Source organism: Pseudomonas sp. TWP3-1, assembly GCF_049896625.1.
Taxonomy (GTDB): Bacteria; Pseudomonadota; Gammaproteobacteria; order Pseudomonadales; family Pseudomonadaceae; genus Aquipseudomonas.
In genome coordinates this window covers 522,483-546,889 of the sequence record NZ_JAFCUQ010000001.1, presented here as the reverse complement: position 1 = coordinate 546,889, position 24,407 = coordinate 522,483, and the positions used below count along the sequence as shown (strand labels likewise).

Annotated in this window: 25 protein-coding genes and 1 pseudogene; 17 read left to right on the top strand and 9 right to left on the bottom strand. The window is 58.8% G+C overall.

From position 1 onward, the window contains the following. Window positions 1-26: 26 nt before the first annotated feature. The 7 genes from ACP7BN_RS02590 to ACP7BN_RS02560 all read left to right on the top strand — a co-directional run bounded on the left by ACP7BN_RS02590 (window position 27) and on the right by ACP7BN_RS02560 (window position 8,983). Window positions 27-2,327, top strand: coding sequence for an autotransporter outer membrane beta-barrel domain-containing protein (locus tag ACP7BN_RS02590; RefSeq protein ID WP_426201368.1), 2,301 nt, complete (start codon window positions 27-29; stop codon window positions 2,325-2,327). A 115-nt stretch (window positions 2,328-2,442) separates the two neighbouring features. Further along, entirely contained in the window at window positions 2,443-3,648 is a 1,206-nt protein-coding gene (locus tag ACP7BN_RS02585; RefSeq protein ID WP_426201366.1) for an EAL domain-containing response regulator, read from the top strand. Between the two features lie 192 nt (window positions 3,649-3,840). After that, on the top strand, window positions 3,841-4,626 hold the full coding sequence (locus ACP7BN_RS02580; protein WP_426201365.1) for an EAL domain-containing protein: 786 nt from the start codon (window positions 3,841-3,843) through the stop codon (window positions 4,624-4,626). An 84-nt stretch (window positions 4,627-4,710) separates the two neighbouring features. Further along, window positions 4,711-5,532, top strand: coding sequence for an alpha/beta fold hydrolase (locus tag ACP7BN_RS02575; protein ID WP_426201364.1), 822 nt, complete (start codon window positions 4,711-4,713; stop codon window positions 5,530-5,532). Continuing rightward, window positions 5,522-7,027 (top strand): PAS domain-containing sensor histidine kinase, encoded by a 1,506-nt coding sequence (locus tag ACP7BN_RS02570; RefSeq protein WP_426201362.1) that lies wholly within the window; start codon window positions 5,522-5,524, stop codon window positions 7,025-7,027. Before ACP7BN_RS02575 ends, ACP7BN_RS02570 begins: the two co-directional genes overlap by 11 nt. Window positions 7,028-7,150: 123 nt before the next feature. Continuing rightward, window positions 7,151-8,593, top strand: coding sequence for an ATPase domain-containing protein (locus ACP7BN_RS02565; protein ID WP_426201360.1), 1,443 nt, complete (start codon window positions 7,151-7,153; stop codon window positions 8,591-8,593). A gap of 24 nt (window positions 8,594-8,617) precedes the next feature. Beyond that, window positions 8,618-8,983 carry a response regulator transcription factor gene (locus ACP7BN_RS02560; protein ID WP_426201358.1) on the top strand — a complete coding sequence of 122 codons (366 nt, stop codon included), beginning with the start codon at window positions 8,618-8,620 and terminating at the stop codon, window positions 8,981-8,983. A 14-nt stretch (window positions 8,984-8,997) separates the two neighbouring features. Here the strand turns inward: ACP7BN_RS02560 and ACP7BN_RS02555 are convergent, their stop codons facing one another. Continuing rightward, window positions 8,998-9,885 carry a LysR substrate-binding domain-containing protein gene (locus tag ACP7BN_RS02555; RefSeq protein WP_426201356.1) on the bottom strand — a complete coding sequence of 296 codons (888 nt, stop codon included), beginning with the start codon at window positions 9,883-9,885 and terminating at the stop codon, window positions 8,998-9,000. 110 nt (window positions 9,886-9,995) lie between these two features. Between ACP7BN_RS02555 and ACP7BN_RS02550 the strand changes: the two genes are divergently transcribed. The 7 genes from ACP7BN_RS02550 (at window position 9,996) to ACP7BN_RS02520 (ending at window position 15,352) form a co-directional block, all read left to right on the top strand. After that, the gene (locus ACP7BN_RS02550) at window positions 9,996-10,421 is read left to right on the top strand and encodes a VOC family protein (protein WP_426201355.1); all 426 of its coding nucleotides are present in this window, start codon (window positions 9,996-9,998) and stop codon (window positions 10,419-10,421) included. 115 nt (window positions 10,422-10,536) lie between these two features. Next, window positions 10,537-11,796, top strand: coding sequence for a cation:dicarboxylate symporter family transporter (locus ACP7BN_RS02545; RefSeq protein ID WP_426201354.1), 1,260 nt, complete (start codon window positions 10,537-10,539; stop codon window positions 11,794-11,796). 75 nt (window positions 11,797-11,871) lie between these two features. Next, window positions 11,872-12,453: a TetR/AcrR family transcriptional regulator gene (locus tag ACP7BN_RS02540; protein WP_426201352.1), complete on the top strand. Its 582-nt coding sequence runs from the start codon at window positions 11,872-11,874 to the stop codon at window positions 12,451-12,453. A 57-nt stretch (window positions 12,454-12,510) separates the two neighbouring features. After that, window positions 12,511-13,614, top strand: coding sequence for an alkene reductase (locus tag ACP7BN_RS02535; RefSeq protein WP_426201351.1), 1,104 nt, complete (start codon window positions 12,511-12,513; stop codon window positions 13,612-13,614). A 39-nt stretch (window positions 13,615-13,653) separates the two neighbouring features. Next, window positions 13,654-14,397 carry an SDR family oxidoreductase gene (locus ACP7BN_RS02530; protein ID WP_426201349.1) on the top strand — a complete coding sequence of 248 codons (744 nt, stop codon included), beginning with the start codon at window positions 13,654-13,656 and terminating at the stop codon, window positions 14,395-14,397. A 59-nt stretch (window positions 14,398-14,456) separates the two neighbouring features. Further along, the gene (locus ACP7BN_RS02525) at window positions 14,457-14,843 is read left to right on the top strand and encodes a nuclear transport factor 2 family protein (protein ID WP_420650265.1); all 387 of its coding nucleotides are present in this window, start codon (window positions 14,457-14,459) and stop codon (window positions 14,841-14,843) included. A gap of 68 nt (window positions 14,844-14,911) precedes the next feature. Continuing rightward, entirely contained in the window at window positions 14,912-15,352 is a 441-nt protein-coding gene (locus ACP7BN_RS02520; protein WP_426201347.1) for an SRPBCC family protein, read from the top strand. A 3-nt stretch (window positions 15,353-15,355) separates the two neighbouring features. Here the strand turns inward: ACP7BN_RS02520 and ACP7BN_RS02515 are convergent, their stop codons facing one another. Genes ACP7BN_RS02515 through ACP7BN_RS02500 form a run of 4 tightly spaced genes read right to left on the bottom strand, consistent with a single transcriptional unit; the run spans window position 15,356 to window position 19,354 of the window. Further along, window positions 15,356-15,496 (bottom strand): DUF2256 domain-containing protein, encoded by a 141-nt coding sequence (locus ACP7BN_RS02515; RefSeq protein ID WP_426201345.1) that lies wholly within the window; start codon window positions 15,494-15,496, stop codon window positions 15,356-15,358. Continuing rightward, window positions 15,493-17,031, bottom strand: coding sequence for a cryptochrome/photolyase family protein (locus tag ACP7BN_RS02510; protein WP_426201343.1), 1,539 nt, complete (start codon window positions 17,029-17,031; stop codon window positions 15,493-15,495). The genes ACP7BN_RS02515 and ACP7BN_RS02510 overlap by 4 nt, the downstream gene beginning before the upstream one ends. A gap of 30 nt (window positions 17,032-17,061) precedes the next feature. Beyond that, complete coding sequence (locus ACP7BN_RS02505) at window positions 17,062-18,273, bottom strand: MFS transporter (RefSeq protein ID WP_426201341.1); 1,212 nt, start codon at window positions 18,271-18,273, stop codon at window positions 17,062-17,064. A 58-nt stretch (window positions 18,274-18,331) separates the two neighbouring features. Then, window positions 18,332-19,354, bottom strand: a complete 1,023-nt coding sequence (locus ACP7BN_RS02500; RefSeq protein ID WP_426201340.1) for an alpha/beta hydrolase — start codon at window positions 19,352-19,354, stop codon at window positions 18,332-18,334. A gap of 168 nt (window positions 19,355-19,522) precedes the next feature. Here ACP7BN_RS02500 and ACP7BN_RS02495 point away from each other — a divergent pair, with 168 nt between their 5' ends. Next, entirely contained in the window at window positions 19,523-20,437 is a 915-nt protein-coding gene (locus ACP7BN_RS02495; protein ID WP_426201338.1) for an AraC family transcriptional regulator N-terminal domain-containing protein, read from the top strand. 27 nt (window positions 20,438-20,464) lie between these two features. On the opposite strand, the pseudogene ACP7BN_RS02490 reads toward ACP7BN_RS02495, so the two are convergent. The 3 genes and pseudogenes from ACP7BN_RS02490 to ACP7BN_RS02480 all read right to left on the bottom strand — a co-directional run. After that, window positions 20,465-20,602: pseudogene (locus ACP7BN_RS02490) on the bottom strand (NAD(P)-dependent alcohol dehydrogenase); the annotation flags it as partial. Window positions 20,603-20,643: 41 nt separating this feature from the next. Continuing rightward, window positions 20,644-21,483 (bottom strand): glutathione-dependent disulfide-bond oxidoreductase, encoded by an 840-nt coding sequence (gene yghU, locus ACP7BN_RS02485; protein WP_426201336.1) that lies wholly within the window; start codon window positions 21,481-21,483, stop codon window positions 20,644-20,646. 29 nt (window positions 21,484-21,512) lie between these two features. After that, window positions 21,513-22,085 (bottom strand): AAA family ATPase, encoded by a 573-nt coding sequence (locus ACP7BN_RS02480; protein ID WP_426201335.1) that lies wholly within the window; start codon window positions 22,083-22,085, stop codon window positions 21,513-21,515. A gap of 300 nt (window positions 22,086-22,385) precedes the next feature. On the opposite strand from ACP7BN_RS02480, the gene ACP7BN_RS02475 reads away from it, so the two are divergent. Then, window positions 22,386-22,622: a hypothetical protein gene (locus ACP7BN_RS02475; protein ID WP_426201333.1), complete on the top strand. Its 237-nt coding sequence runs from the start codon at window positions 22,386-22,388 to the stop codon at window positions 22,620-22,622. Window positions 22,623-22,722: 100 nt separating this feature from the next. Further along, window positions 22,723-23,103 carry a type 1 fimbrial protein gene (locus tag ACP7BN_RS02470; protein ID WP_426201331.1) on the top strand — a complete coding sequence of 127 codons (381 nt, stop codon included), beginning with the start codon at window positions 22,723-22,725 and terminating at the stop codon, window positions 23,101-23,103. Between the two features lies 1 nt (window position 23,104). On the opposite strand, the gene chrA is transcribed toward ACP7BN_RS02470, so the two are convergent. Further along, entirely contained in the window at window positions 23,105-24,316 is a 1,212-nt protein-coding gene (chrA, locus tag ACP7BN_RS02465) for a chromate efflux transporter (protein WP_426201329.1), read from the bottom strand. Between the last annotated feature and the right edge of the window lie 91 nt (window positions 24,317-24,407).

Below are 24,407 nucleotides of genomic sequence, written 5' to 3'. Positions count from 1 at the left end.
TCGGCGGTAAGACTGAGGTACTGAACATGACGACCCTTCACCCGAAAAAATCTTCGATTCTGGTTCTGTCGCCACTGGCGATGGCCATCTTCATGCTGCAGCCGATGCAGGCGCAGGCGTTTACTTCGACGGTCAACAACGGCGCGGTCGTTGACGGCGAAACCGTGACGGGAGGGCAGCAGACCATCGGCACTAACGGTACGGCGAACAATAGCCTGATCGAGGTGACCGGCACTCAGGTTGTATTCCTGAATGGCGTGTCGAGTGATGCCACGGTCAATGGTCTTCAAACGGTGCAAGGCGGTACGTCCAATCGCTCTATCGTCAACGCTGGCGGCAGACAGGATTTGAGGATGGGGGGTATCTCTAGCGGCACCGTTTTGAATGGTGGTATGCAGACTGTGGAAGCACTCAATAAATTCGGCCATAGCCGCGCCATTGGCACTGAGATTAACGCTGGCGGCGTGCAAGCTGTTTCGTTTGATGGCGTAGCTGTCGATACGGTTATCAATGACGGCGGGGTGCAGACCCTGCACAGCCTAGGCATGGCCGGTAGGACCGTGGTGCACACCGGTGGTGTGCAGAACATCGAGCGCGGTATCCTGGGCGGTGCGGTGGCAACCGGTACCTTGATCGACGGTGGCGTGCAAAACGTAAGAGACACCGGCACTGCCAACAGCAGTACCGTCAGCAACGGCGGCCAGGTCAATCTGTACAGCGGCGCCCAGGCTAACGGCCTGGTGGCAGAGGCGGGCGGCACGGTCAATGTGATGGAAAACGGCGTGAAGACGGTCGATTCGCTGACCCTCAACGGCGGCCGTCTGGCGTTCATGCCGAGCACCGATGGTACGTTCAAGACGTTTACCGTTAATGCATTGTCCGGCAGCGGCAGCATCTCGATGAACACTGACATCGCCACCGCCCATGATGATTTGCTGGTGGTTGAGGGGGCCGGCCTGGCGAATGGCGACCACACTTTGATCGTGGGCGACTCGGGCCATGAACCGACTACGTCTGACGGGCGTTTGCTGCTGGTCGACACCAACGGCGGTAACGCGAAGTTCGGTCTGTACGGCGGGCATGTCGACGCGGGCGCGTTCCGCTACACATTGCAGCAGGAAGGCAATGACTGGGTACTGGCGAGTGGCGGAACGACTCCAGTGACGCCGGTTGATCCGGTGAATCCAGTCGACCCGGTCAACCCGGTTGATCCGGTGAATCCAGTCGACCCGGTTAACCCGGTTGATCCGGTGAATCCAGTCGACCCGGTTAACCCGGTAAACCCGGTTAACCCGGTTAACCCGGTGGATCCGGTAAACCCAGTAAACCCTGTCGATCCCGTAACCCCAGTTGATCCAGGCAAACCCGTAGACCCGGTAACCCCGATTCGTCCGGTCAATCCAAACCCGGAAAACCTGTCCAAGGGCGCCAACGCCGCCGTGGCCGCGCACACCGCCAGCGCCAGTCTCTGGAGCGCGCAGATGAATGCGTTGGTCAAACGCATGGGCGAATTGCGCATGGGCAAGGATGACGGTGGCGTCTGGACCCGCGCTATCAGCAAGCGCTTCGATATCAGCGAGCAATCCAGTCGTGCCTATACCCAGGACATTTCGGGTGTCGAGATCGGTGCGGACAAGGCTTTCGCGCTGAACAGCGGCAAGGTCTACGTCGGTGGCATGGTGGGTACCGCTCAGTCGGACCTGGAATTCGGTGAAGGTGCGTCCGGCAAAATCGACAGCAAGATGTTCGGCGTTTACGCCACCTATCTGCACGACAACGGCATCTACGTCGACAGCGTTTTGAAGTACAGCCGTTTCGACAACGACATCAAGATGCCAAGCAACCTTGGAGAGTCGGTCAAGGGATCGTATAAAACCAACGGCGTGGGCGCGACTGTCGAGGTCGGCAAACAGATCAAACTGGGCAACGGCTGGTTCGTCGAGCCGCAAGTGGAACTGACCGCAACCCGTACTCAGGGCGCGAGCTACACCGCGAGCAATGGCCTGAAGGTCAAGTCCGACGACATGGATTCCCTGCAAAGCCGCGTCGGTTCGTTGTTCGGCCGCAGCATGGAACTGAGCAACGGCATGAAAGCCCAGCCCTACGTGAAAGCCTCTTACGTTACCGAACACGCTGGCAGCAGCAAAGTCAGCGTCAACGGCAATAAACTCGATGCTGAAGTGCCGGGCAACCGTGTCGAATTGGGTTTTGGCGGTGTGCTGCAAGTCAGCGAAAAGAGCAAGATTTCCATCGATGCCGAATACGCCAAGGGCAACTCCATCGAACAACCTTGGGGTGTCAGCGTGGGCTATCGCTACCTCTGGTAATGCAGGAAACGTCGCGGATGCTTGGGACATTTCGTACAAGCATCGCGGCATTTTCCTGAATAGATTGGCGCTTGAATGCCGGACACTGTCCTGAACAACAGAGGAGTTGACTACCATGCCCTGCCTTCCACTTCGCGTACTGGTTCTTGAGGATCACACGTTCCAGCGCTCCGTGGCGGTGAGCATGCTCAAGCATCTGGGCTGCAGTGAAGTGCTGGAGGCGGTCGATGGTGCGCAAGCGCTGGCGCTGCTGGAGACTTCAGGCCCGGTCGATATCGCGCTGTGCGATTTGCAGATGGAGGGCATGGACGGTCTGGAGTTCATCCAGCGCATCGGAGCAAGCGGGCAAGTGCGCTCGATCATCATCAGCAGTTCGTTGTCGGCGGATTTACGCCGCGCGGTGCGGCAGATCGTTTCGCTGCTGGGGCTGGAGTTTCTTGGCGACGTCGGTAAACCTTTGCACGCCGATGCGCTGGGCAAACTGTTGAACAAACAGTTGAACGCCTGCCCGGTGCCGGCATCGCCAGCCGCCGTGGCAACGGACCCGGCCAGTGAATCAGACGTGCGCCGGGCGCTCGCCACGCAGCAATTCAAAGCGTTTTACCAGCCCAAGTTCAACCTGCAAACCGGCGATGTGTGTGGTGTCGAAGTGCTTGCGCGTTGGCTGGATCCCTGCAAGGGCGTGATTTCTCCGGCGGCGTTTCTGCCGACGCTTGAGCGCTGTGGCCTGATGGATCAGTGGTTGTATGCGCAAATGGACCAAGCGCTGCACGTACAGGCGCAAGCCAGGCATCAAGGCTTCGCGTTGAACATGGCGTTCAACCTGCATGCTGCGCAATTGGCCAACCCTGAACTGGCGAGCAACATCCGTCAGTTGCTGACACGTCATGGCGCTGCGGGAAGCGCAGTGACGTTCGAGGTGACCGAAAGCGGTCTGCTGGAGGCGCCGACCATCAGTCTGGAAAGTCTGGTGCGCCTGCGCATGATGGGCTGCAGGCTGTCGATCGACGACTTCGGCGCCGGATTTTCTTCACTGCAACGCCTGTGTCAACTGCCGTTCAACGAAATCAAACTGGACGCCGAATTCGTCCGCACACTGGAACACGAACCGCGCTGCCTGGCGGTCATCGGCAGCACCCTGGCGTTGGGCGAAACCCTCGGCATGTCAGTGGTCATCGAAGGCATCGAAACCGAAGCGCAGTGTCAGCAATTGCGCGCGCTCGGCTGCACGCAAGGGCAGGGCTACTGGTACGCCCGACCCATGGCCGCTGAAGATCTGCTGAAATGGTTGCCCCGAGCAAACGCTGCTCAGAACGCCTGACCCCTCACAATCGCGCCGCGCCGGCCGATAACCTTGCACACGGCTGATTGCTCCAGCGACACGCGGCTGACGGGTTGTATGTGAAAAATACAGAACGTCCGCTTGCTGTCCGGAGTCTACGGTCAATAATCCATGCAAGCAGTCTCAAGAGTCACGCCATGGAAGGTGGCACATTATTTGGGCGAGGGCGTCATGACAGATTTTTCAGAACTATTCCCGCCACCCAGTGGCTGTCAGGGATGCAAGCGTAGCGGCGGATCCGATCTGGATTTTTCCTTCGCCTATCAACCGATCGTCGATCTGCGTGATCGAACAATTTTCGCCCATGAGGCGCTGGTCAGAGGGCCGAGTGGGGAAGGTGCCTTGACGGTGCTCAGTCAGATCGACGACCAGAATCGATACCGGTTCGATCAACTGTGTCGGGTGCGCGCGATATCCACCGCGGCGCAGCTTGGCATGACGCAGCACTTGTCGATCAACTTCCTGCCCAACGCGGTTTACCGCCCGGAGCTGTGTATTCGCAGCACCCTTGAAGCCGCGCGCACGCACAACTTCCCACTGGATCAGTTGATCTTCGAGGCGGTTGAAAGTGAACACGTAGAAAGCAACAAACATTTGACGAACATTCTGCGCGAGTACCGTGAGTTTGGCTTCAAGACCGCCATTGACGACTTCGGCGCAGGCTATTCAGGCTTGAATCTGCTGGCGGATTTTCAGCCGGACCTGATCAAACTCGACATGGCGCTGATCCGCGATGTCCACCTTGATCGTGTACGCCAGGTGATCGTGCGCAGTGTGGTGAATATGTGCATGGAGTTGGGCGTCGAGGTGATCGCCGAAGGCATCGAGCTGCCCGAGGAGCGCGACTTTCTTGCCGACTGCGGGATTTATCTGATGCAGGGATTCTGGTTCGCCAAACCTGCGTTCAAGTCTTTGGCCGAGATACCGGACAATGCCTGGCCATCGCTCTCGGAATGAATTAATCATCGCCAGGCATGTCCGAGTTTTTATCGAGCTGCTCGCCTCTGTGCCTGCGACTTCTCTTCAGCGCAGGAGCTTCATTTGTCCGTTCTAATTCGCAACAACGTCCGTGTTCGAGGTTCGGGACCGGCCACGCTGGTTTTCGCCCACGGTTTTGGCTGCGATCAGAATATGTGGCGGCTGGTGGAGCCGGCATTCAGCGACGCCTATCAAACCGTGTTGTTCGACATTGTCGGCTGTGGCAAATCGGATCTAGCGGCCTATGACGTCGCGCGCTATTCGTCCCTCAAAGGCTATGCGCAAGACATCATCGAGATCATTGAGGAATGCGCGGACGGTCCGGTAATTTTTGTCGGCCACTCGGTGAGTGCGATGGCCGGCGTGCTTGCCGCGAATATGCGCCCGGGGCTGATCGGCGCCCACGTGATGGTGGGGCCGTCGCCGTCCTATATAAATGACGGCGATTACTTTGGCGGCTTCAGCCGCGAAGACATCGAATCGCTGCTGGAAACCCTGGAAAGCAATTATCTCGGTTGGTCGAGTGCGATGGCGCCGGCGATCATGGGCGCGCCTGAGCAGCCTGAACTTGGCGCGGAACTGACCAATAGCTTCTGCCAGACCGACCCGGAAATCGCCCGGCGTTTCGCCCGCGTGACGTTCCTTTCGGACAATCGCAGCGACGTGGCGAAGCTGGACGCGCCAGCGCTGATCATTCAGTCAAACGAAGACATCATCGCGCCCGTCGAGGTCGGCGAATACCTGCATCGGGTGATTCCGCACAGTCGACTGGAAGTGATCGACAACGTTGGCCACTGCCCGCACCTGAGTGCGCCAGACCTTTGCATCGATGCGATCCGAAGCTTCCTCGCAAGCGTTCAGGATCGCATCGTCAATGCCGGTTGATCCTGTCCAGCTGCCTGACGCCGAAGCACTTTTCGAGCACGCGACCTGCGCACTGATCATCACTGACAAGACCGGCCTGATCCTCAGAGCCAATGCCACATTTTGTGGCTGGCTCGGTTACACCCGCGAGCAACTGGTGGGGCGGCGCAAGTTGCAGGAACTGCTGAATATCGGCGGGCGGATTTTCCACCAGACTCACTGGATGCCGCTGCTGCAGATGCAGGGTTCGATTTCCGAGGTCAAGCTTGAGTTCAAGGCGCAGGACGGCAAGACCCTGCCGATGATCCTCAACGTCGTCAGGCGCGAACACCCGACTGGCACCTTCGACGAAGTGTCGGCGTTCGTGGTGATCGAACGTCATCGGTTCGAGCAGGAAGTGTTGATCTCCAAGCGCCAGGCCGAGGACTCGCTGGCCGCGCACCTGGCGTTACAACGCGACCTCTCGGTCGCTGATGCAAGGCTGCGCGTTGCGCTGGAATCGGCGCAGATGCACGTCTGGGATGTGGATCCGGTGACCCGTGAGCGCCGCTACGACGACAGCGTCGCGCAGCTGTTGGGCTATGCGTCGAGCCAGGCTGTCAGCAATGTCGAGTATTCGCGCTGCATCGACCCCAAGGATCATCAGAAAGAACTCGACCTGTTTGCCGCGGCACTCGGGTCTGTCGCCCAGGAGTATCGATGCATCTACCGCTTGAATGGTATTGACGGCGTGCAGCGCACCGTACTTTCGACCGGGCGCGCAGCGTTTGATCCGGATGACCGGCTCGTGCAGTTTGTCGGCATTCTCCACGACATCACCGATGTCACTCGAGCTGCCGAAGACCGCGCGTTGTTCGCCGAACAGATGGTCGGGATTGTCAGCCATGACCTGCGTAATCCGCTGTCGGTGATCTCGATGGCGGCAGAAATGCTCGAACGCCAGGGGCTCACGCCCAAACAGCAGAAATTCGTCTCTCATGCTCAAGACGCTGCGCAGCGTGCGCGCAGGTTGATCAATGATCTGCTGGACTTCACCCAGGCGCGGATCGGCCGCGGTATCGGCGTGACCACCGTGCCTGTCGACCTGCACCGGTTGATCGGCGGGACCGTCGAGCAACTGCGCATCGTTTATCCGGCACGCGAGCTCGTCCACATCAGCCGTGGCGAGGGTGCCTGCGTTGCGGATGCCGACCGACTGTCCCAGCTGGCCGGCAATCTGATTTCCAACGCGGTCGCGTACGGTGCAGTTGACCGCCCGATAACCGTCTCCACCGTAGTGACCCACGACTGTTTTGAATTGGCGGTACACAACTGGGGGACGCCGATTCCCGAGCAGTTCATCGCCAATGTCTTCAGTCCGATGACCCGTGGCGTGAATCTCCCGCAGGACACGCGCAGCGTGGGTCTGGGATTGTTCATCGTCAGCGAAATCGTCAAGGCTCACGGCGGTACGGTTGCAGTGACATCGACGGCAGAAGAAGGGACGACCTTCAAAGGCGTTTTTCCGCTGATCTGACTTGGTCATCGGCAGTTTATTTTTTCTGCCTTCCTTTGGAAGTGGCGATAGCCCCGGCGTGGAAATGGCGTTAGCATCCATTCCATTGGTTAAACAGCGTGTTTTTCAGATCAGGGTCGCATTGTGGAAAAGCTAAATCGCCTTCAGAGCGGAATCGAAGGTCTGGATGCTCTGCTCAAGGGAGGGTTTGTCGCAGGTGCCTCCTATATCATTCAGGGGCGTCCGGGGTCTGGCAAAACCATCCTCGCCAATCAACTTGGATTTCACCATGCAAGCAATGGTGGCCGGGTGCTGGTCGCCACGCTGCTGGCCGAATCCCACGACCGGCTGTTCCAGTTCCTGTCGACGCTGAGCTTCTTCGATGCGGCCAGGGTTGGAGCGGAAATCCAGTTTGTCAGCGCGTTCGATACGCTGGAAAACGAAGGGCTTGATGAAGTCGTCAAGTTGCTGCGGCGTGAGATCAGCCGTCAGAAAGCCACGGTTATGGTGGTCGACGGCTTGCTCAACGCACGGTCGAAGGCCGACTCACCGATCGACACCAAAAAATTCATCTCCGAACTGCAAGGGCATGCCGCGTTTGCCGGTTGCACGGTGCTGTTTCTCACCAGTTCGCGACTGGACGATGGCAGCCCTGAACACACCATGGTCGATGGCGTCATCGAAATGGGTGAAGAGCTGTTCGGCACGCGTTCGGTACGGCGCATTCAAATGCGCAAGACCCGTGGCAGCGGCGCACTGACCGGGTTGCACGAGTGCGAAATCACCGATCAGGGGTTGGTTGTGTACCCGCGTCTGGAGAGCCTCTACAGCCATCCGTCATCGGCCGACAGCGCCGACATGACCCGGATCGGCAGCGGCATTCCTGCACTGGACCAGATACTGGGCGGTGGCCTGTACAGTTCCAGCGTAACGCTGGTCATGGGGCCTTCCGGGATCGGCAAGACGACGCTGGGGCTCAAATTCCTGTCCGAGTCGACGGTCGAGGAACCGGGCCTGCACTTCGGTTTCTATGAGAGCCCACAACGCTTGTGTCTGAAGGGTGAATCGCTGGGGATCGATATCAAGAGCATGGAGCGCAGCGGTGCCTTGAGCATTGTCTGGCAGCCGACCACCGAAGGACTGCTGGATGGATTGGGCGCGCGCCTGCTGAGCATTGTTGAAGAGAAGGGCATCAAGCGTCTGTTCATCGATAGCTTGAGCGGCATGACCCGGGTTTCGACCAATCCGGCACGCATCACTGATTTTTACAGCGCGCTGATGAACGAATTGCGCTCCCGCGGAGTGACAGTCTTTGCTTCATGGGAAATGCGCGGCATGTTCGGTTCCGAGATCAGCGCACCGAACTCTGACCTGTCGAGCATTGTCGACAACCTGATGCTCATGCGCTTCTTCGAGAATCGCTCTGAACTAAGCAGGACCGTTTCCATTCTTAAAGTTAGAGATAGCTCTTATGACCCCTCACTCTTCGAGGTGGTTATCCGTGACCAAGACGTTGATCTGAAAAAGGCTTCAAGTAATGAACCGCCAGTTCCCACTCATTCAGCGCTGCCTGGTTCAACATCCTAAGTCTTTGATTCGGGTTAAATTGACATGACCACTATCCTGGTCGTCGACGACGAGTATTTGATCGCTGATATTCTCGGCTATGCACTGGAAGACGAGGGGTACATGGTCGTGAAAGCGAGTAATGGCCAGAAGGGACTTGAAGTGCTGGACCGCGAACGCCCCGCACTGATCATTACTGACTTCATGATGCCGGTGATGGACGGCCTCGAGTTTGCCAAAGCCGTCCGCGCACAGCCCTCCGTCAATCATCTGCCGATCATTCTGGTCAGCGGCGCGCAAGCGCATATCGGCATGCAGCGCTCGGACCTGTTCGACGCGGTGCTGGACAAGCCGTTCAACATTGACGTGGTGATTGCCGAGGTCAGAAGCCTTCTGCGGGCTGGCAGCTGATCCAGCCTTACTGACTATTCGGGTTGTCCAGACTTGCCCAACGCATGCTCGATGATCAGTGCGGCCAGCAAGCGCACCGGTTCTGTCAGGCTTTGCCGAGACCGGTGGATCAGCCCGATATCACGATGAAAAGTGTGCTGCCCCAGATCCAGCGCGCGCACTCCCGCCGGCAATTGCTCAAGCGTCGCCGTCTGCGGTACCAGCGCCACGCCGACGCCGTTCTCCACCAGTTTGACGATCGCTTCCAGCTCATCCAGCTCGCAAACCTCGCGCAAGTTGAAGTGCATCTGCCGCAGGAAACGATCGACCTGCCTGCCACCAAATGACGACCGGTCGTAGCGAACGAACGGCTGACTCGAAAGCAATTCGACCCAGTCTTCTCCTGGCAGGTCCTGCGGTACGAGCAGGCGATAAGGCTCAAGCGCCAGCGTGGTCCAGCGCAAATCGCTGTGCAGCGAGAAGGGCGGACGGATGATCGCAGCCATGTCGATCTCGCCGGCATCCACCAGATTGACTAACTCCATCGACAGACCGGGGACGACCCGTGTCCTGCACTGCGGACTTTGCTGGTGAAATCTGGCGAGCGCATCCGGCAGAAACGAGCGCTGCACAGACGCGATGGCCCCGACATTGACGAGCACGCTCGCCGGCAATCCGACCGTGTTCGACCCCAGATTCTCGTAAAGGCGCAACAGCTCCTGAGCTTGCAGAAGTATCTGATGACCCATTCGATTGAGATGGGCAGTGCGCCCCTTGCGGTCAAATATCTCAAAGCCGAGTTCAGCCTCCAGACGCTGGATCTGCGCGCTGACGGCGGCCTGCGTCAGGCCGATTTTATTACCCGCAGCGGCGAAAGTGCCTTCGCGTGCAACCGCGATGAGTGTCTTCAGTTCTTTGATCATTCACAAATATTAATTGTGTTTCTGAGAAATATATATTGATTTTTTTGCTGGAATTGCCGGCCTAGGATGGGCCTGTCATCCACCAACAACAATATCGCCCTGGAGTTCTGATGAGCCTCTCGCCTTTCCACCTCGCAATACCGGTTTACGACCTCGCAGCTGCGCGCACCTTTTACGGTGAAGTGTTCGGTCTGCAAGAAGGTCGTTCCAGCAATCAGTGGGTCGACTTCGACTTTTACGGCCATCAACTGGTGATTCATGAACACCCGAAAACCGCTTCGCAGGAAAGCGTCCACAGCAATCCGGTCGATGGACATGACGTCCCGGTTCCGCACTTCGGGATCATTCTGGGCTGGGCCGAATGGGAAGCACTGGCGGAACGCCTGAAGTCTTTCGGCACCGAGTTTGTCATCGAGCCCTACATCCGTTTCAAAGGCCAGGTCGGCGAACAAGCCACCATGTTCTTGTTCGACCCGTGCGGCAACGCGCTTGAATTCAAGGCCTTCAAGGATATGGGCCAACTGTTCGCCAAATAACCGCAGTACCCATGGCACAACCCTGTTGTGCCATTTGATCTCAAGTGAGCTGGAAGCTCATGACTCTAGCAACTGCCATTAACGCAGACCTTTCATTCCAACAAGAAGGCTAGACATGAAACGTATTCCCTTGGTGTGGCAAATCGTTGCCGGGCTGTTGCTCGGCGTGTTCGTCGGTTGGTATTTCAATACGCATCCGCAGTATCAATCGTGGGTCAGCGCGGAAATTCTCAAACCGTTGGGCGACATCTTCATCAAGATGATGAAGATGGTGGTGGTGCCGATCGTGTTCTGTTGCATGATTCTCGGCATTGCAGGTGGCGGTGATAACAAGTCGTTCGGCCGCATGGGCGCCAAGTCGTTAGGCTACTTCTTTGCGATCACCGGGCTGGCGATTGTGCTGGGCCTGGTTTTTGCGAACATCTTCGAGCCTGGCAGCGGGACTGATATTTCCGGTATTACCCATAGCGCTGCGTCGATAACCATGGAGCCTTCAAAGGGCGCCTTGGTGATCGTGCAGAACATCGTCCCTGATAACGTGTTTGTGGCGATGTCGGAAGCGAAGTTGCTTTCGGTACTGTTCTTCGCGGTGTTGTTTGGCATGGCATTGAATGCGCTGCCAAGGGAGAAAAGCGCGCCTGTGGTAGCGGTGGTGCAGGGCATTTCCGATGCGATGTTCAAAGTGGTGTCGATCGTTATGGCCTACGCGCCGATTGGTGTGTTCGGCATGATCGGCGCGACGGTCGCGACCTTTGGTTTTGCCTCGCTATTGCCGCTGCTCAAATTGATCGGTGTGGTTTATCTGGCGCTGGTTGTGTTCGCCGTGGTGGTGCTCGGCGGGATCTGTTATCTGATCGGCGAGAACATCTTCAAGTTGATCAAATACTTTCGCAACGAGCTGATTCTGGCGTTCTCGAGCGCCGCTTCCGCAGCAGTCATGCCGCAGTTGATGAGCAAACTGGAAAGTTATGGCGTGCCGCGCCGGATCGTCAGTTTTGTGGTGCCGGTGGGCTATGCGTTCAACCTCGATGGGGCGTCGATCTTCCTCGGCGTGGCGACCATTTTTGTCGCGCAACTGTATGGCATCGACTTGTCACTTTCGCAGCAGATCTTGCTGGTGGTGACGATGGTGCTGACCTCCAAGGGGGCGGCCGGAGTGCCGGGGTTCGCCATCATTATTCTGTCGGCGACGCTGGCATCCGCCGGTTTGCCATTAGAAGGCGTAGCACTGATCGCGGGCATTTTCCGGATCATCGACAGCGGCACCACGACGCTGAACGTGCTGGGTAATGCGGTTGCACCGTTGGTCATTGCGAAGTGGGAGAGGGCGGCGTTAGAGCCTTCTTCAACGATATCGGCAGTGCAAAAAGTCTAATGTTCCAAGTCACTTCGTCAGGTGGCGGCACGAGTTACTAGACGACCGGTCTAGTTTTGTATAGGCTGCTTCCCCATGAAGAAACCTATCCAAGACATGCGACAGCACATCATCGATGTGGCCAAGTCGTTGATGACCAACAAAGGCTACACCGCCGTCGGCTTGTCGGAAGTGCTGACAACCGCGGGCGTGCCGAAGGGGTCGTTCTATCACTACTTCCGTTCGAAAGAGGAATTCGGCCAGGCGCTGCTCGAAGAGTACTTTCAGGAGTACATCGGCCGCGTTGACATCGTCATGGCGGCAGAGGGCACTGGCGCCGAGCGGCTGTTGGGCTACTTGAACTATTGGGCCAAGACCCAGGCGTTCGATCACCCCGAGGAGAAATGCCTGGTGGTGAAACTCGGCGCGGAAGTCTGCGACTTGTCCGAAGACATGCGCACGGTGCTGGAGGAAGGCACCGCCCTGATCATCCAGCGTATCGAACGCTGTGTTGAACAGGGCATGGCGGACGGCTCTGTGACAACGACCCAGGATGCGGCTTCGTTAGCCGAATCGCTCTATCAGCTGTGGCTGGGTGCTTCGTTGCTGGTCAAGGTCAAGAAGACCACCGACCCCTTTGAAACCGCACTGATCACGAGCAAACGCCTGCTGGTATAGAGGCGTTTTTTTTAACCGGATAACTAGACGACCGGTCTAATATTTGAGGAATCCAACATGATTGATAACAGTCGCAACACCGATCTTTTCGCGCCGACGCAGATGGGCGCGCTGCAATTGGCCAACCGCATCGTGATGGCTCCGGTGACACGCAGCCGTATGGCCGAAGACGGCGTGCCCAACGAACTGCACGCGACTTATTACGCCCAGCGGGCCAGCGCCGGCCTGATCATCGCCGAAGCCACAAACATTTCTGCGCAAGGGCGTGGCTATGCCAAAACGCCGGGCATCTGGACCGAGGAGCAAGTCGCAGGCTGGAAAAAAGTCACGGACGCGGTCCACGCGGCGGGCGGCAAAATCGTCAGCCAACTGTGGCATGTCGGTCGCTTTTCCAGCGTCGAGTTACAGCCGAACGGCGAATCGCCGGTGGCTCCGTCGGCGATCAAAGCCGAGGGCAGCACCTACACCGAAAACGGCTTTGTTGAAGTATCAATGCCGCGCGCCCTGGAAACCTCGGAAATTCCCGGCATCATCGAGCAATACAAACACGCGGCTGAAAACGCTAAACGCGCCGGTTTCGATGGCGTGGAAGTGCATTCCGCCAACAGCTATCTGCTCGACCAGTTTCTGCGCGATTCGACCAATCAGCGCACTGACCAATACGGCGGTTCGATTGAAAACCGCACACGTCTGACGCTGGAAGTCACCGAGGCCGTTGTTGAGATCTGGGGCAGTGATCGGGTCGGCATCCGTCTTTCGCCAGTGACCCCGGATGCGGGAAATACGCCGCCCGACAGCAATGTCATGGCGACTTACGGCTATCTGATCCAGCAGCTCAATCGCTTCAATCTGGCCTATTTGCACTTTGTCGAAGGCGCCACTGCCACCTCGCGCACCGTGCCGGAAGGCGTGGATCTGGACGCACTGAGCGCGCAGTTCGAAGGGGCGTTCATCGGCAACAACAACTACGACCTGGACATGGCACTGGAGCGTCGGGCGCAGGGCCGCATCGACGCGGTGGCATTCGGTCGCCTGTTCATCTCCAACCCGGATCTGGTGCAACGACTGCGCCACGGCATCGAGCTGACCATCGCCCCGCGTGAGAGCTACTACGGTGGCGGCGCCAAGGGTTATACCGACTGGCCGAACGCTGCTGCCTGAGTCCGGCCGATCAGAATTCACCGCGAAGAGACATTGAACATGAATTATCTGCAGAACAAAGTCGCCATCGTCACCGGCGCGTCCTCCGGCATTGGTGCCGCTACGACTCGCGCGCTGGCTGCACATGGCGTGCGCGTCGTGGCCGCGGCGCTTGATCAGCAAGGTCTGGAAGCGTTCGTCGCCGAGCTGCGCGAAGCCGGCCACGAGGTGCTCGCGTTCACCACCGACGTCACTCGACCAGAGCAAACCAGCACGCTGGCGCAGTTTGCCCACGACACCTACGGCGCCGTCGACATTCTGGTGAACAACGCTGGCCTGATGCTGTTCTCCAACTGGGTCGATCTGGCCGTGCAGGATTGGGACAAGATGATCGACGTGAACATCAAAGGCTATCTCAACGCCATCGCAGGCGTGCTGCCGTTCATGCTGGAACAGAAGTCCGGGCAGATCCTCAACATGGACTCCGTGGCCGGCCATCAGGTCGGGCCGGCGGCGGGCGTGTACAGCGCTACCAAATTCTTCGTCCAGGCCATGACCGAGTCGATGCGCAAAGAGCTCGGCGTGCAGCACGGCATTCGCGTCAACACCGTCAGCCCCGGCGTGATCAACACCGGTTGGGCCGATAAGGTCAGCGATCCCGAAGGGCGCAAAGCCGCGCAGGAACTGAACAAGATCGCCATCGCGCCCGATGACATTGCGCGCGCCGTGATCTATGCGCTCAACCAGCCGGAAAACGTAACGGTCAACGACCTGATCATCTCGCCGACGCGCCAGGATTGGTAACGCTAGTCGGCCATCAACTCCAGCACTCAATCCCGAGTGCTCACCCAAAGGAAACCACCATGTCCAAGAACATCAAAGCCGTCGCCACCGCTGACTACAACGCGGTCATCGCCACTGCCAATCAATACGTCGAAGGCCTGCGCGTCGGTAGCTCGGCCGATATCGCCAAAGCCTTCCACCAAGACGCCGTGATGTACGGTTTCACCAACGGCCAACTGCTCGGCGGCCCGATCAAAAACCTGTTCGATTTCGTCGACAGCAACGGTAAAGCCGCCAACATCACTACCCGACTCGACGTGCTGGCGATCACGCCAACCACCGCTGTGGTACGCGTTGATATGGAGCAGGACGCCATCGGCGCCGACTACAACGATTACCTGACCCTGATCAAAATTGACGGCAGCTGGAAAGTCATCGCCAAGGTTTATCACCAGTTCGAAAACTGAGTCCGTTCGCCCCGATGGCCGGTCCGCCGGGGCGGCGTTTACGCCCGAATAATCAGGAGGAAATCACAGTGCCGAGGGTCGAATTTTCCGCTGTGCTGGACAGCGATACAGGACACGCATGGAGCGTGTTGAAGCAGTTTGGCGAAATCCACAAATGGCATCCATCAATTGTGCAAAGCACGATTGAGGGCAATCAGACTGACGCCATCGTGGGATGCGTGCGCAAACTGGTACTGGTCGATGGCGCCGTGGTCAGAGAGCGTTTGCTGGCAGTTGATGATCGACATCTGACGTTGTCGTATCGCTTCGAAGAGGCGCCGCTCCCGCTGGATAACTACGTGGCCACGGTGAAGCTTGAGCCACTCACCGGCCAGGCAAAATCCTTTATCAAATGGTCGGCCAGCTTCGATGTGCGCGACCTGGCGACTGCGCAGCAGTATGAAGCGCTGATCCGTGGACTGATTGTGGACGGTCACAACAGTCTTCAGGAATTCCTCGCGACGCCGTGAACCTCACGGCGCCGAACTTTTATGCCGGCGGCAACGCTCCGAGCAATACCGCACTTCATCCCAACAGCGCGCCCATTTCTTGCGCCACGCAAAGGGCAGGCCGCAGACCACGCAGGTTTTGACCGGGAGTTCGCTTTTCTTCAAAGCGCCTCCCCGGCATCCAGTTTCGCCAGCAGCATCTGCCCGCGTTGCCAGAGCGCTTGCTGCTTGGCCTCAGTCATGCGATCAAGGTTTTTGTAGAGCATGCCCATGCGCTGATTGCCGCGCAAAACGTCGCCGTGACGCATCAGGAAATGCCAGTACAGGGAATTGAACGGGCAGGCATTGTCAGCAGTGCTTTCGGTGACTTTGTACGCGCAGTCGCCGCAGTAATTCGACATGCGTTTGATGTACTGGCCGCTGGCGCAATATGGCTTGGAACCCAGATAACCGCCGTCGGCGTGCATGACCATGCCCAACGTGTTGGGCAGCTCGACCCAGTCGAAGGCGTCCATGTAGATCGCCAGATACCACTCGCAAATCTCGCTCGGCGCAATGCCGGCGAGCAGGGCAAAGTTGCCCGTCACCATCAATCGCTGAATGTGATGTGCGTAGGCGAACTCCAGACTTTGGCCAATCGCCTGACGCATGCAATTCATCTTGGTATCAGCAGTCCAGTAGAACTCCGGAAGCGCGCGGCTGTTGCCGAACACGTTGCCATTCGCATACTCCGGCATCTTCAGCCAATACACGCCGCGCACGTATTCACGCCAGCCGATCAACTGGCGGATAAAGCCTTCAGCCGCGTTCAAAGGGACACTGCCAGACCAGTAGGCGGACTCGACGTCGCTGCATACCTGACGCAAATCCAGCAGGCCGATATTCAGCGCGGCGCTGATGCGTGCGTGAAACAGGAACGGCTCGTTGCTGGCCATCGCATCCTGATAGTCGCCGAATCCGGCCAGCGCATAATCGAGGAAATACGCCCACAGCTCCTGCGCCTCGGCGTGGGTCACCGGGTAGTCGAAATTGTCTACGGCGCCGTAGTGACTGGCGAAACGTTCCTTGACCAGTGCGATGACCTCGCGGGTAATCGTATCTGCAGAGAAACGTGCCGGGTAGGGCGCCTTCACGCCCTTGGGCAATGCCTTGCGATTGTCCGCATCGAAGTTCCACGCGCCGCCGACCGGCGTACCGTCGTCGTTGAGCAAAAGCCTGCTTTTGCGACGCATCTCGCGATAGAAGAACTCCATGCGCAGTTGCTTCTTGTCCTTGGCCCAGGCAGCGAATTCGTCGCGGCTACACAGGAAACGGCTGTCGGCGTGCCACTCGATCGGCAGGCCGCAATCCTTCATCGATTGCTCCAGCCGCCAGTCGCCGCACTCGGTTACGTGCACTTCTTCAGCGCGCGTCTGCGCCTGCCAGCGCTGTAACTCGCCGGGCACCGAACCGGTGTTTTGCGGGTCATCGAGGGTGACGTACTGCACCTGAAAACCCTGCTGGCGCAGTTCTTCCGCGAAATGGCGCATGGCGCTGAAGATCAGCACGATCTTCTGCGGATGGTGCGGCACATGGCTGGCTTCTTCCATGACCTCCACCAGCAACACCCTGTCGCGCTCGGCATCCAGCCCCTGCAAGCAGGCCAGATCAAACGATAACTGGTCGCCGAGAACCAGGCACAGACGGCGAATCGCGTTCATTTTGCTCAATCCAATAGGTGACCATGAGGTCTAGACACTATTTTCGCCTGCAAACTCCACGCGCCTCAATGCCGTTGTTGCGGCGCGTCCGGCCATGAACGCGAGAACAGCGGCTACGCCGAGCAAAACCGCACTCAATTCGAACGTTGCACGGTAGCCGCTGGTATCGAAAGCCAACCCGCCAAGGGTGGCGCCCGAAGCAATGGCGAGCTGGATGATTGCCACCATCAGCCCGCCGCCTGCTTCGGCATCATCGGGTAAGGTCCTCGCCAGCCACGTCCACCAGCCGACCGGCGCGGCGGTCGCAACCAGTCCCCACAAGCCGAGCAATACCGTGGTGATCAGCGCCGAGCTGCCAAACGCGACCAGCGCCATGGCGATCACCGCCATCAACATCGGGATCACGATCAACGTCCGCTGCAGGCCCTTTTTGATGAAGGCCTCGATCAGGAAGGTTCCGGCAAGCCCGGCCAGTCCCAACACCAGCAACATCAGCGACAGCATGGAAACGCTGACGTGAGTGACGGTTTCCAGGAACGGTCGCAGGTAGGTGAACAGCATGAACTGGCCCATGAAAAACACGCTGACGGCAATCATGCCCAGTGCGACGGGTCCGTTCTTCATCAACCGGAAGACATTGGTGCTAGCAGTATTGGCCTGGGCTTTCATTGCCGGCAGGCTGAACAACAGCCAGACCGTGGCGATCAGCCCCATCGGCACCACGCAAAAGAACGCGCCGCGCCAGCCGATCAGCGAACCGAGGAAACTCCCCAGCGGCGCTGCAACCACCGTCGCCAGTGCGTTGCCGCCATTGACGATGGCCATCGCCCGCGTCACCTGATCGTCAGGTACCAGGCGCATTGCCGTTGCCGCCGACAGCGACCAGAACCCACCGATGGCTACGCCGATCAGCGCACGGCCAATCATGAATATCGTGTAGTTCGGCGCGAACGCGACCACCGTTCCAGACACGATCATCAGCACGGTCAGCGACACCAGCAGCGGTTTGCGTCCGACCCGCGCCGCGACCAGCGGGATCAACAGACTGGTGAACAAGGCAAATACGCCCGACACGGAAATGCCCTGACCGGCCTGACCTTCCGTGACGTGCAGATCCGCCGCGATCGGCGTCAGCAGGCTGACCGGCATGAACTCGGACGCCACCAGCACAAACGCGGCCAGCGACATGGCGAAGACAGCGCCCCAGGAATACGAGGGCGTTGCGGGAGGGGAATGGGTCATGGTTTGAATCCTGTATTGCGTGAAGCGTCGCGGCCTCGCGAGCGAGGCCGCGATCAGGCTACTTCAGGTGAGTTTTGAAGAACGCGGTCAACTTGGCGAACGGAATCAGCTCGACCCGATCGTAAAGATCCACGTGCCCGGCGCCCGGGACGATCACCAGCTCTTTAGGCTCGGCGGCGCGTTCAAAGGCGTCCTCGCTGAACTCACGCGAGTGCGCCGCAGCGCCGGCGATGAACAGCATTGGCCGCGGCGAAATGCTCTCGATATCGTTGAACGGATAGAAGTTCATGAACTTCACGTTGCTGGTCAGCGTCGGCATGGTGGTGGTCTGCGCCGAGGCGCCGGCCGGGGTGACTTCGCCGCGCGGGGTGCGATAGAAGTCGTAAAACTCATCGCCGATGGCATTGCCGGTCAGTTGCAGCGGCGTGCCGCCGGTGTAGCGCACGGCGCCGCCCTGGAATTCCACATCACGCTGCGCGGCTGCTTCAGCAATGATTTTCTGACGCTGGGCCAGTGTCACCGAATGCTTGAGGCCGTTACGGTTGGCCGCGCCCATGTCGTACATGCTCACCGTGGCGATGGCTTTCATACGCGGATCGATCTTCGCCGCGCTTATGGCGAAGCTGCCACTGCCGCAGATGCCGATCACGCCGATACGCTGGGGATCAACCAGCGGTCGAGTGCCGAGGAAATCCACGGCGGCGCTGAAGTCCTCGGCGTAGATATCCGGTGACACGGCCTGACGCGGCGTACCTGCGCTGGCGCCCCAGAACGACAAGTCCAGCGACAAGGTGACAAAGCCTTGTTCGGCCATTTTGGTGGCGTACAGGTTGGCACTTTGTTCCTTCACCGCGCCCATGGGGTGACCGACGATGATGGCGGCATTTTTCGAGTCGGGTTTCAGGCCTTTCGGGGTGAACAGATTGCCCGCGACCTGCATGCCGTATTGATTGTTGAAGGTGACTTTTTCCATGCTCACCTGATCGCTTTTGTAGAAGTTGTCGGCACCGTTTGACATGTCGGCTCCCATTGAAGAAAACGAGGTCGCAAGCAGCCCGAGGGCCAGCAAAATTCCTTTCACGGGTAATTCCTTTCGAGTGAGTGGGCGAGCCAACATTCTCTCGCCCACGCCAGGCGTGCCGTAGTGCAATGCGCTGGATTGCTTGCCTGATCCTATGAGTCTTGAGTGTTTAGCGCGACGCATGTGCGCGGGGGCGCTAGAGTTCAGGCAAAGAGGGATTGAACGAAAATGACCAGCCTGCAAGAAACCGACACTCAGCGCACGGCGCTCGTGCAAACGCTGACACAGATCATCGCCGCCCGTGTTGCAGAACCGGGTGACTTCCCGATGCCGATTGCCGGGCTTGGCTTCTTCCGCCGCGAACAGCCATCAGCGCCGGTGGTGTGCATGGTCGAGCCGAGCATCATTCTGGTCGCGCAAGGCGAGAAGCAGCTGTGGGTCGGCGGCGAGGGGTATCCCTATGACACCTCGCGGTTTCTGGTCACGTCGTTGAACCTGCCGGCAAATTCCGAAGTGCTTGTGGCCAGTCCGGCTCTGCCGTGTCTGGGGCTGACGTTCAAGCTCGACCTGCGCATGCTCGCCGAGCTGGTGGCGCAGAATGAAACCCCGCCTGCGCGCGAGCGAGCAGTTTCCAAAGGCGTGGGGATTGGCACGGTTACCGTGGAAATGTTGAAGTCATTCGAGCGGCTGCTGGCACTGCTGGATGAACCCGAGGCGATCCCGGTGCTCGCACCGCTGATCCAGCGCGAAATTCACTTTCGTCTGCTGCAAAGTGATCAGGCGGGGCGGTTGCGGCAAATCATCGCCGTCGACGGTCAGGGCTACCGGATCGCCAAAGCCATCGACTGGCTGAAAGTCAATTACACCTCACCGGTACGCATCGAAGAACTCGCCGCACGGGTGCAGATGAGCGCGCCAACCTTCCATCACCACTTCCGCCAACTGACGGCGATGAGCCCGTTGCAATACCAGAAATGGCTGCGTCTGAATGAGGCGCGGCGACTGATGCTGGTCGAGCATCAGGATGCGTCAACGGCGGCGTTCAAGGTCGGTTATGAAAGTCCGTCGCAATTCAGCCGCGAGTACAGTCGGCTGTTCGGGGCGGCGCCGAAGCGTGATATCGAAGCGTTGCGCGGGGTTTGATGCCCACCCGCAGATGGGCATCGCGGGTTATCCAGCCAGCGTCGCGTTATCAATCACGAAGCGATACTTCACATCGCCCTTGAGCAGGCGCTCGTAGGATTCGTTGATCTGATCCGCGCGAATCAGTTCGATATCCGACACGATGCCGTGCTCGGCGCAGAAATGGGCACAATCACGCAGGCGAGGTGTGAGACATCAGCAGGGATTTAATCCAGATCTGCAGCTTCATGCCGCTCGGGCACCTGACTCGCCTCATCGCCCCACGTGCGATTGACGCGCTGACCGCGAATCACCGCCGGCCGCTTGGCAATTTCTTCGGCCCAGCGCTGCAGGTGCGTGTACTCGTGCGCCGAGAGAAACTCCGCCGCCGAGTAGACATTGTTGCGAATCAGTTGCCCGTACCACGGCCAGACCGCGATGTCGGCGATGCTGTAGCTGTCGCCCGCCAGGTAACGACTTTCGCCGAGGCGTCGATCCAATACATCCAGTTGACGTTTGGTTTCCATGGTAAAGCGGTTGATCGGGTACTCAAGCTTGTCCGGCGCGTACGCATAGAAGTGCCCGAAGCCGCCGCCCAGATAGGGTGCGGCGCCCATTTGCCAGAACAGCCAGTTCAAGGTTTCGGTACGACCGGCCGGATCGGTTGGCAGGAACGCGCCGAACTTCTCCGCCAGATAAAGCAGGATCGCACCGGACTCAAACACGCGAATCGGCGGCTCGACGCTGCGATCGAGCAACGCCGGAATCTTCGAATTCGGATTGATCTCGACGAAGCCGCTGGAAAACTGATCACCCTCGCCGATACGGATCAGCCAGGCGTCGTACTCGGCCGCGCTATGCCCCAGCGCCAGCAGTTCTTCGAGCAGAATCGTGACCTTCACGCCATTCGGTGTGGCCAGCGAATACAGCTGCAACGGCTGCTTGCCGACCGGCAGAGTTTTTTCATGCGTCGGCCCGGCAGTCGGGCGATTGATGTTGGCGAACTGACCGCCAGACGGCGCGTCGTTTTTCCAGACTTGCGGCGGAACGTAAGACGCTTTGCTCATGACACAGACCTCATCGGTTGCTTGCTGGGCTAGGCGCCGATTCTGTCGGTTGATTGTGGGGCGGACAAGGGGTCATTGATGAAATCAGCAGCCGGCAAGCTCGCGACAAACGCCGCGATTTGCCCAGTACCGCGTAAATGCACTACGGGAACGTCGGGGCCGACGGCCAAGCGCACTGCGTCGATGCCCGGCCGATAGCCACGATCAAAAGTCCACACGAACTTGAGAAAGGTCAGGAATTCCCGGTCGAGTTTCTCTGTGCAACCAGCGGCAAGATCCGCGCGAGGGCGGTTCATGACGCTGCGCACGATCACCCGCCAGAAACAGGTAAGCCGCGGGGTGTCGAGCCAGATAATCAGGTCGGCACGCGGCAGGCGCAACTCGAAGGTGCGCCGCGCATAGTTGCCTTCACACACCCAGTTATCGGCGGCGATTGCTTCGCGAACCCTTGCGCGAAATTGCTCAGCGTCGGGTTCGACCCAGCCGGGTTCCCAGAACAGCGTGTCGAGGTGTATGACCGGCAGGTCCAGACGCTTGCCGAGCGCGCGGGCGAGGGTGGATTTGCCGCTGCCCGCGTTGCCCAGAATCACAATCCGTTGCATGAAGCTTTCCTGTCTTGAAAAAGCCGGAGATTGTGCCGGTTTTGGATGAACTGCTAAAGCGCTTGCCTGCGGTTAAACATATGCAAAAAGCCTTTAGTCGAACACCAGATCCGGAACGAGCGCTGGATATTCCTTGCTCACATCAATCTGTACAAGCGGTTTGCGCATCATCATAGGCGTCTCAAGGTCGTGCGGCTCACGCCGGAATATCGAAGAGGGCAAACATAGCAGCTGAACTAAAACGCTGACCATCAAGTCAGCATATTCAGTTGCTCTCTTCCCTTCACGAGGATCCATTCCATGCACAATGTCACTGTCGAATACCTGTTCAACGGCGAACCGCGCACGCATTCTTTTGAGCTGGAACCTACTGAACTGTCCGACCACGAAGCCGCGATGCACCTGTTGCAACTGCATTTCGGGGATGGCGAAAACAGTCTGATCATGCCGAGTGCGGACGCAACGCCGGAGGAGATTCTGGAGCAGGCTGAGCTGATGGGGCTGACGCAGATCCAGGTGGTCGGTCACCCGGCTTGACTTGACGTGCCGTTAACCGTTTCCAACAAACAACGTTAAAAGACTCAAGTTTCTGGGCAAACCTGTCGATGCACTCCATATACCTCACGGAGTGTTGGCTATGAACTTGAATCGTCTGTCGGTCGGTATCAGCCTGTTATCCGCACTGAGTGGCAGCTGTCTGGCGGCGGCCCCGTCCAGCCAGGGTGTCATCCATTTCACCGGCAGCATCGTGGAACCGGGATGTACGTTTAACGCCGGGACAAGTTCGACCTTCGAACTCAACGGCTGCGCAACCCCGGCGCGTGGCGGCGCTGTCAGTGCGCGCAGCGTCGAGCCCGTGCGTTCGGTCACGGCGCTGAGGCGTTCTGCAGTCAATGTCAGACTGATCGCCGAGAGTGGCGAAGGTACTCGCTACTCTGACCAGCAGTATCAGTTGGTCGACGGCGCTGGAAAGCCGATCCGCTCGGGAAATTACGTGGTGACACTGACCTCGCCGTGACTCATGCCACAACGCTTAAACCCCACCCCAATATCCCGCTTGTGACGACCACCAGCCACGGCGGGAGCTTCCAGAACATCAGCGCCACCAGTGCGAGCAGTGCGAGGCCAAAGTCTTGCACCTGAACAATCGCACTGGTCCAGACCGGCTGATACAGCGCCGCCAGCAGCAGCCCGACCACCGCCGCATTCACCCCGGCAAGGGCGGACTGCGTACGCCGGTTGCGACGTAATTGCTCCCAGAACGGCAACGCACCCATGATCAGTAAAAACGACGGCGCGAAAATCGCCAGCAGGCAGATCAGACCACCGAGCCAGCCAGATGGAGCGGTACTCATCGATGCGCCAAGGAATGCCGAAAACGTGAACAAGGGCCCGGGCATGGCTTGCACCGCGCCGTAACCGGCGAGGAAAACTTCGTTGCTCACCCATCCGGCTGGCACCACTTGTGATTGCAGCAGTGGCAACACCACGTGCCCTCCGCCAAACACCAGCGCGCCTGCGCGATAAAAGGCGTCGACCACTGCGACAGTCTGATTGGGCAGCGCGTAGGCAAGCAGTGGCAACCCCGCCAGCAATACGAAAAACAACGCAAGCCATATCGCACCCGCACGCCGGCTGATCATGATCGGCAGCGGTTCATGCTCGGCAATCGGCCCCGGTTTGAATATCAGCAGTCCCAAGATGCCTGCGCCGACAATCACGCTGATCTGTCCCAATGCTGACGGTGCAAACAAGGCAACGCACGCCGCAATGATCATGATGCTGACCCGCATCACGTCGGTGCACAGGTGTCGCGCCATCCCCCACACCGCTTGCGCAACCACCGCAACGGCGACCACTTTTAGGCCGTGCAATGCGCCGGGCGAGAGCACCGAACCGTAATGCGAAATGCCCAGCGCGAACGCAATCAGCACGACGGCCGAGGGCAGGGTGAAGCCGGCCCAGGCAGCCAGCGCGCCACGGTAGCCGGCGCGTGACAGGCCCAAGGCGATCCCGACCTGACTGCTCGCAGGCCCCGGCAGAAATTGGCAGAGCGCAACGAGATCTGCGTAGCTGCGTTCACTCAGCCAGCGCCGTCTGGTGACGAATTCATCGCGAAAGTAACCGAGGTGCGCGACGGGACCGCCGAAAGACGTCAGGCCCAGGCGCAGAAAAATCAGAAACACCGATGCCGCGCTGCTTCTATGATCGATGCAACGGTCACTGGTCATGCCTGATCGCCCTGTCAAATGAACTCCGGGAACGCCTTGGTTACAGAGAATTGCTATAGCATTTTGCGAAACATACGTTTCAGTGTGGATA

What these genes read in the sequence shown, in the direction of transcription:
- ACP7BN_RS02590 (WP_426201368.1), top strand. Translation starts at nt 27, where the DNA reads ATGACGACCCTTCACCCGAAAAAATCTTCGATTCTGGTTCTGTCGCCA.
- ACP7BN_RS02585 (WP_426201366.1), top strand. Translation starts at nt 2,443, where the DNA reads ATGCCCTGCCTTCCACTTCGCGTACTGGTTCTTGAGGATCACACGTTC.
- ACP7BN_RS02580 (WP_426201365.1), top strand. Translation starts at nt 3,841, where the DNA reads ATGACAGATTTTTCAGAACTATTCCCGCCACCCAGTGGCTGTCAGGGA.
- ACP7BN_RS02570 (WP_426201362.1), top strand. Translation starts at nt 5,522, where the DNA reads ATGCCGGTTGATCCTGTCCAGCTGCCTGACGCCGAAGCACTTTTCGAG.
- ACP7BN_RS02560 (WP_426201358.1), top strand. Translation starts at nt 8,618, where the DNA reads ATGACCACTATCCTGGTCGTCGACGACGAGTATTTGATCGCTGATATT.
- ACP7BN_RS02555 (WP_426201356.1), bottom strand. Translation starts at nt 9,885, where the DNA reads ATGATCAAAGAACTGAAGACACTCATCGCGGTTGCACGCGAAGGCACT.
- ACP7BN_RS02550 (WP_426201355.1), top strand. Translation starts at nt 9,996, where the DNA reads ATGAGCCTCTCGCCTTTCCACCTCGCAATACCGGTTTACGACCTCGCA.
- ACP7BN_RS02545 (WP_426201354.1), top strand. Translation starts at nt 10,537, where the DNA reads ATGAAACGTATTCCCTTGGTGTGGCAAATCGTTGCCGGGCTGTTGCTC.
- ACP7BN_RS02540 (WP_426201352.1), top strand. Translation starts at nt 11,872, where the DNA reads ATGAAGAAACCTATCCAAGACATGCGACAGCACATCATCGATGTGGCC.
- ACP7BN_RS02535 (WP_426201351.1), top strand. Translation starts at nt 12,511, where the DNA reads ATGATTGATAACAGTCGCAACACCGATCTTTTCGCGCCGACGCAGATG.
- ACP7BN_RS02530 (WP_426201349.1), top strand. Translation starts at nt 13,654, where the DNA reads ATGAATTATCTGCAGAACAAAGTCGCCATCGTCACCGGCGCGTCCTCC.
- ACP7BN_RS02525 (WP_420650265.1), top strand. Translation starts at nt 14,457, where the DNA reads ATGTCCAAGAACATCAAAGCCGTCGCCACCGCTGACTACAACGCGGTC.
- ACP7BN_RS02510 (WP_426201343.1), bottom strand. Translation starts at nt 17,031, where the DNA reads ATGAACGCGATTCGCCGTCTGTGCCTGGTTCTCGGCGACCAGTTATCG.
- ACP7BN_RS02505 (WP_426201341.1), bottom strand. Translation starts at nt 18,273, where the DNA reads ATGACCCATTCCCCTCCCGCAACGCCCTCGTATTCCTGGGGCGCTGTC.
- ACP7BN_RS02495 (WP_426201338.1), top strand. Translation starts at nt 19,523, where the DNA reads ATGACCAGCCTGCAAGAAACCGACACTCAGCGCACGGCGCTCGTGCAA.
- yghU (WP_426201336.1), bottom strand. Translation starts at nt 21,483, where the DNA reads ATGAGCAAAGCGTCTTACGTTCCGCCGCAAGTCTGGAAAAACGACGCG.
- ACP7BN_RS02480 (WP_426201335.1), bottom strand. Translation starts at nt 22,085, where the DNA reads ATGCAACGGATTGTGATTCTGGGCAACGCGGGCAGCGGCAAATCCACC.
- ACP7BN_RS02475 (WP_426201333.1), top strand. Translation starts at nt 22,386, where the DNA reads ATGCACAATGTCACTGTCGAATACCTGTTCAACGGCGAACCGCGCACG.
- ACP7BN_RS02470 (WP_426201331.1), top strand. Translation starts at nt 22,723, where the DNA reads ATGAACTTGAATCGTCTGTCGGTCGGTATCAGCCTGTTATCCGCACTG.
- chrA (WP_426201329.1), bottom strand. Translation starts at nt 24,316, where the DNA reads ATGACCAGTGACCGTTGCATCGATCATAGAAGCAGCGCGGCATCGGTG.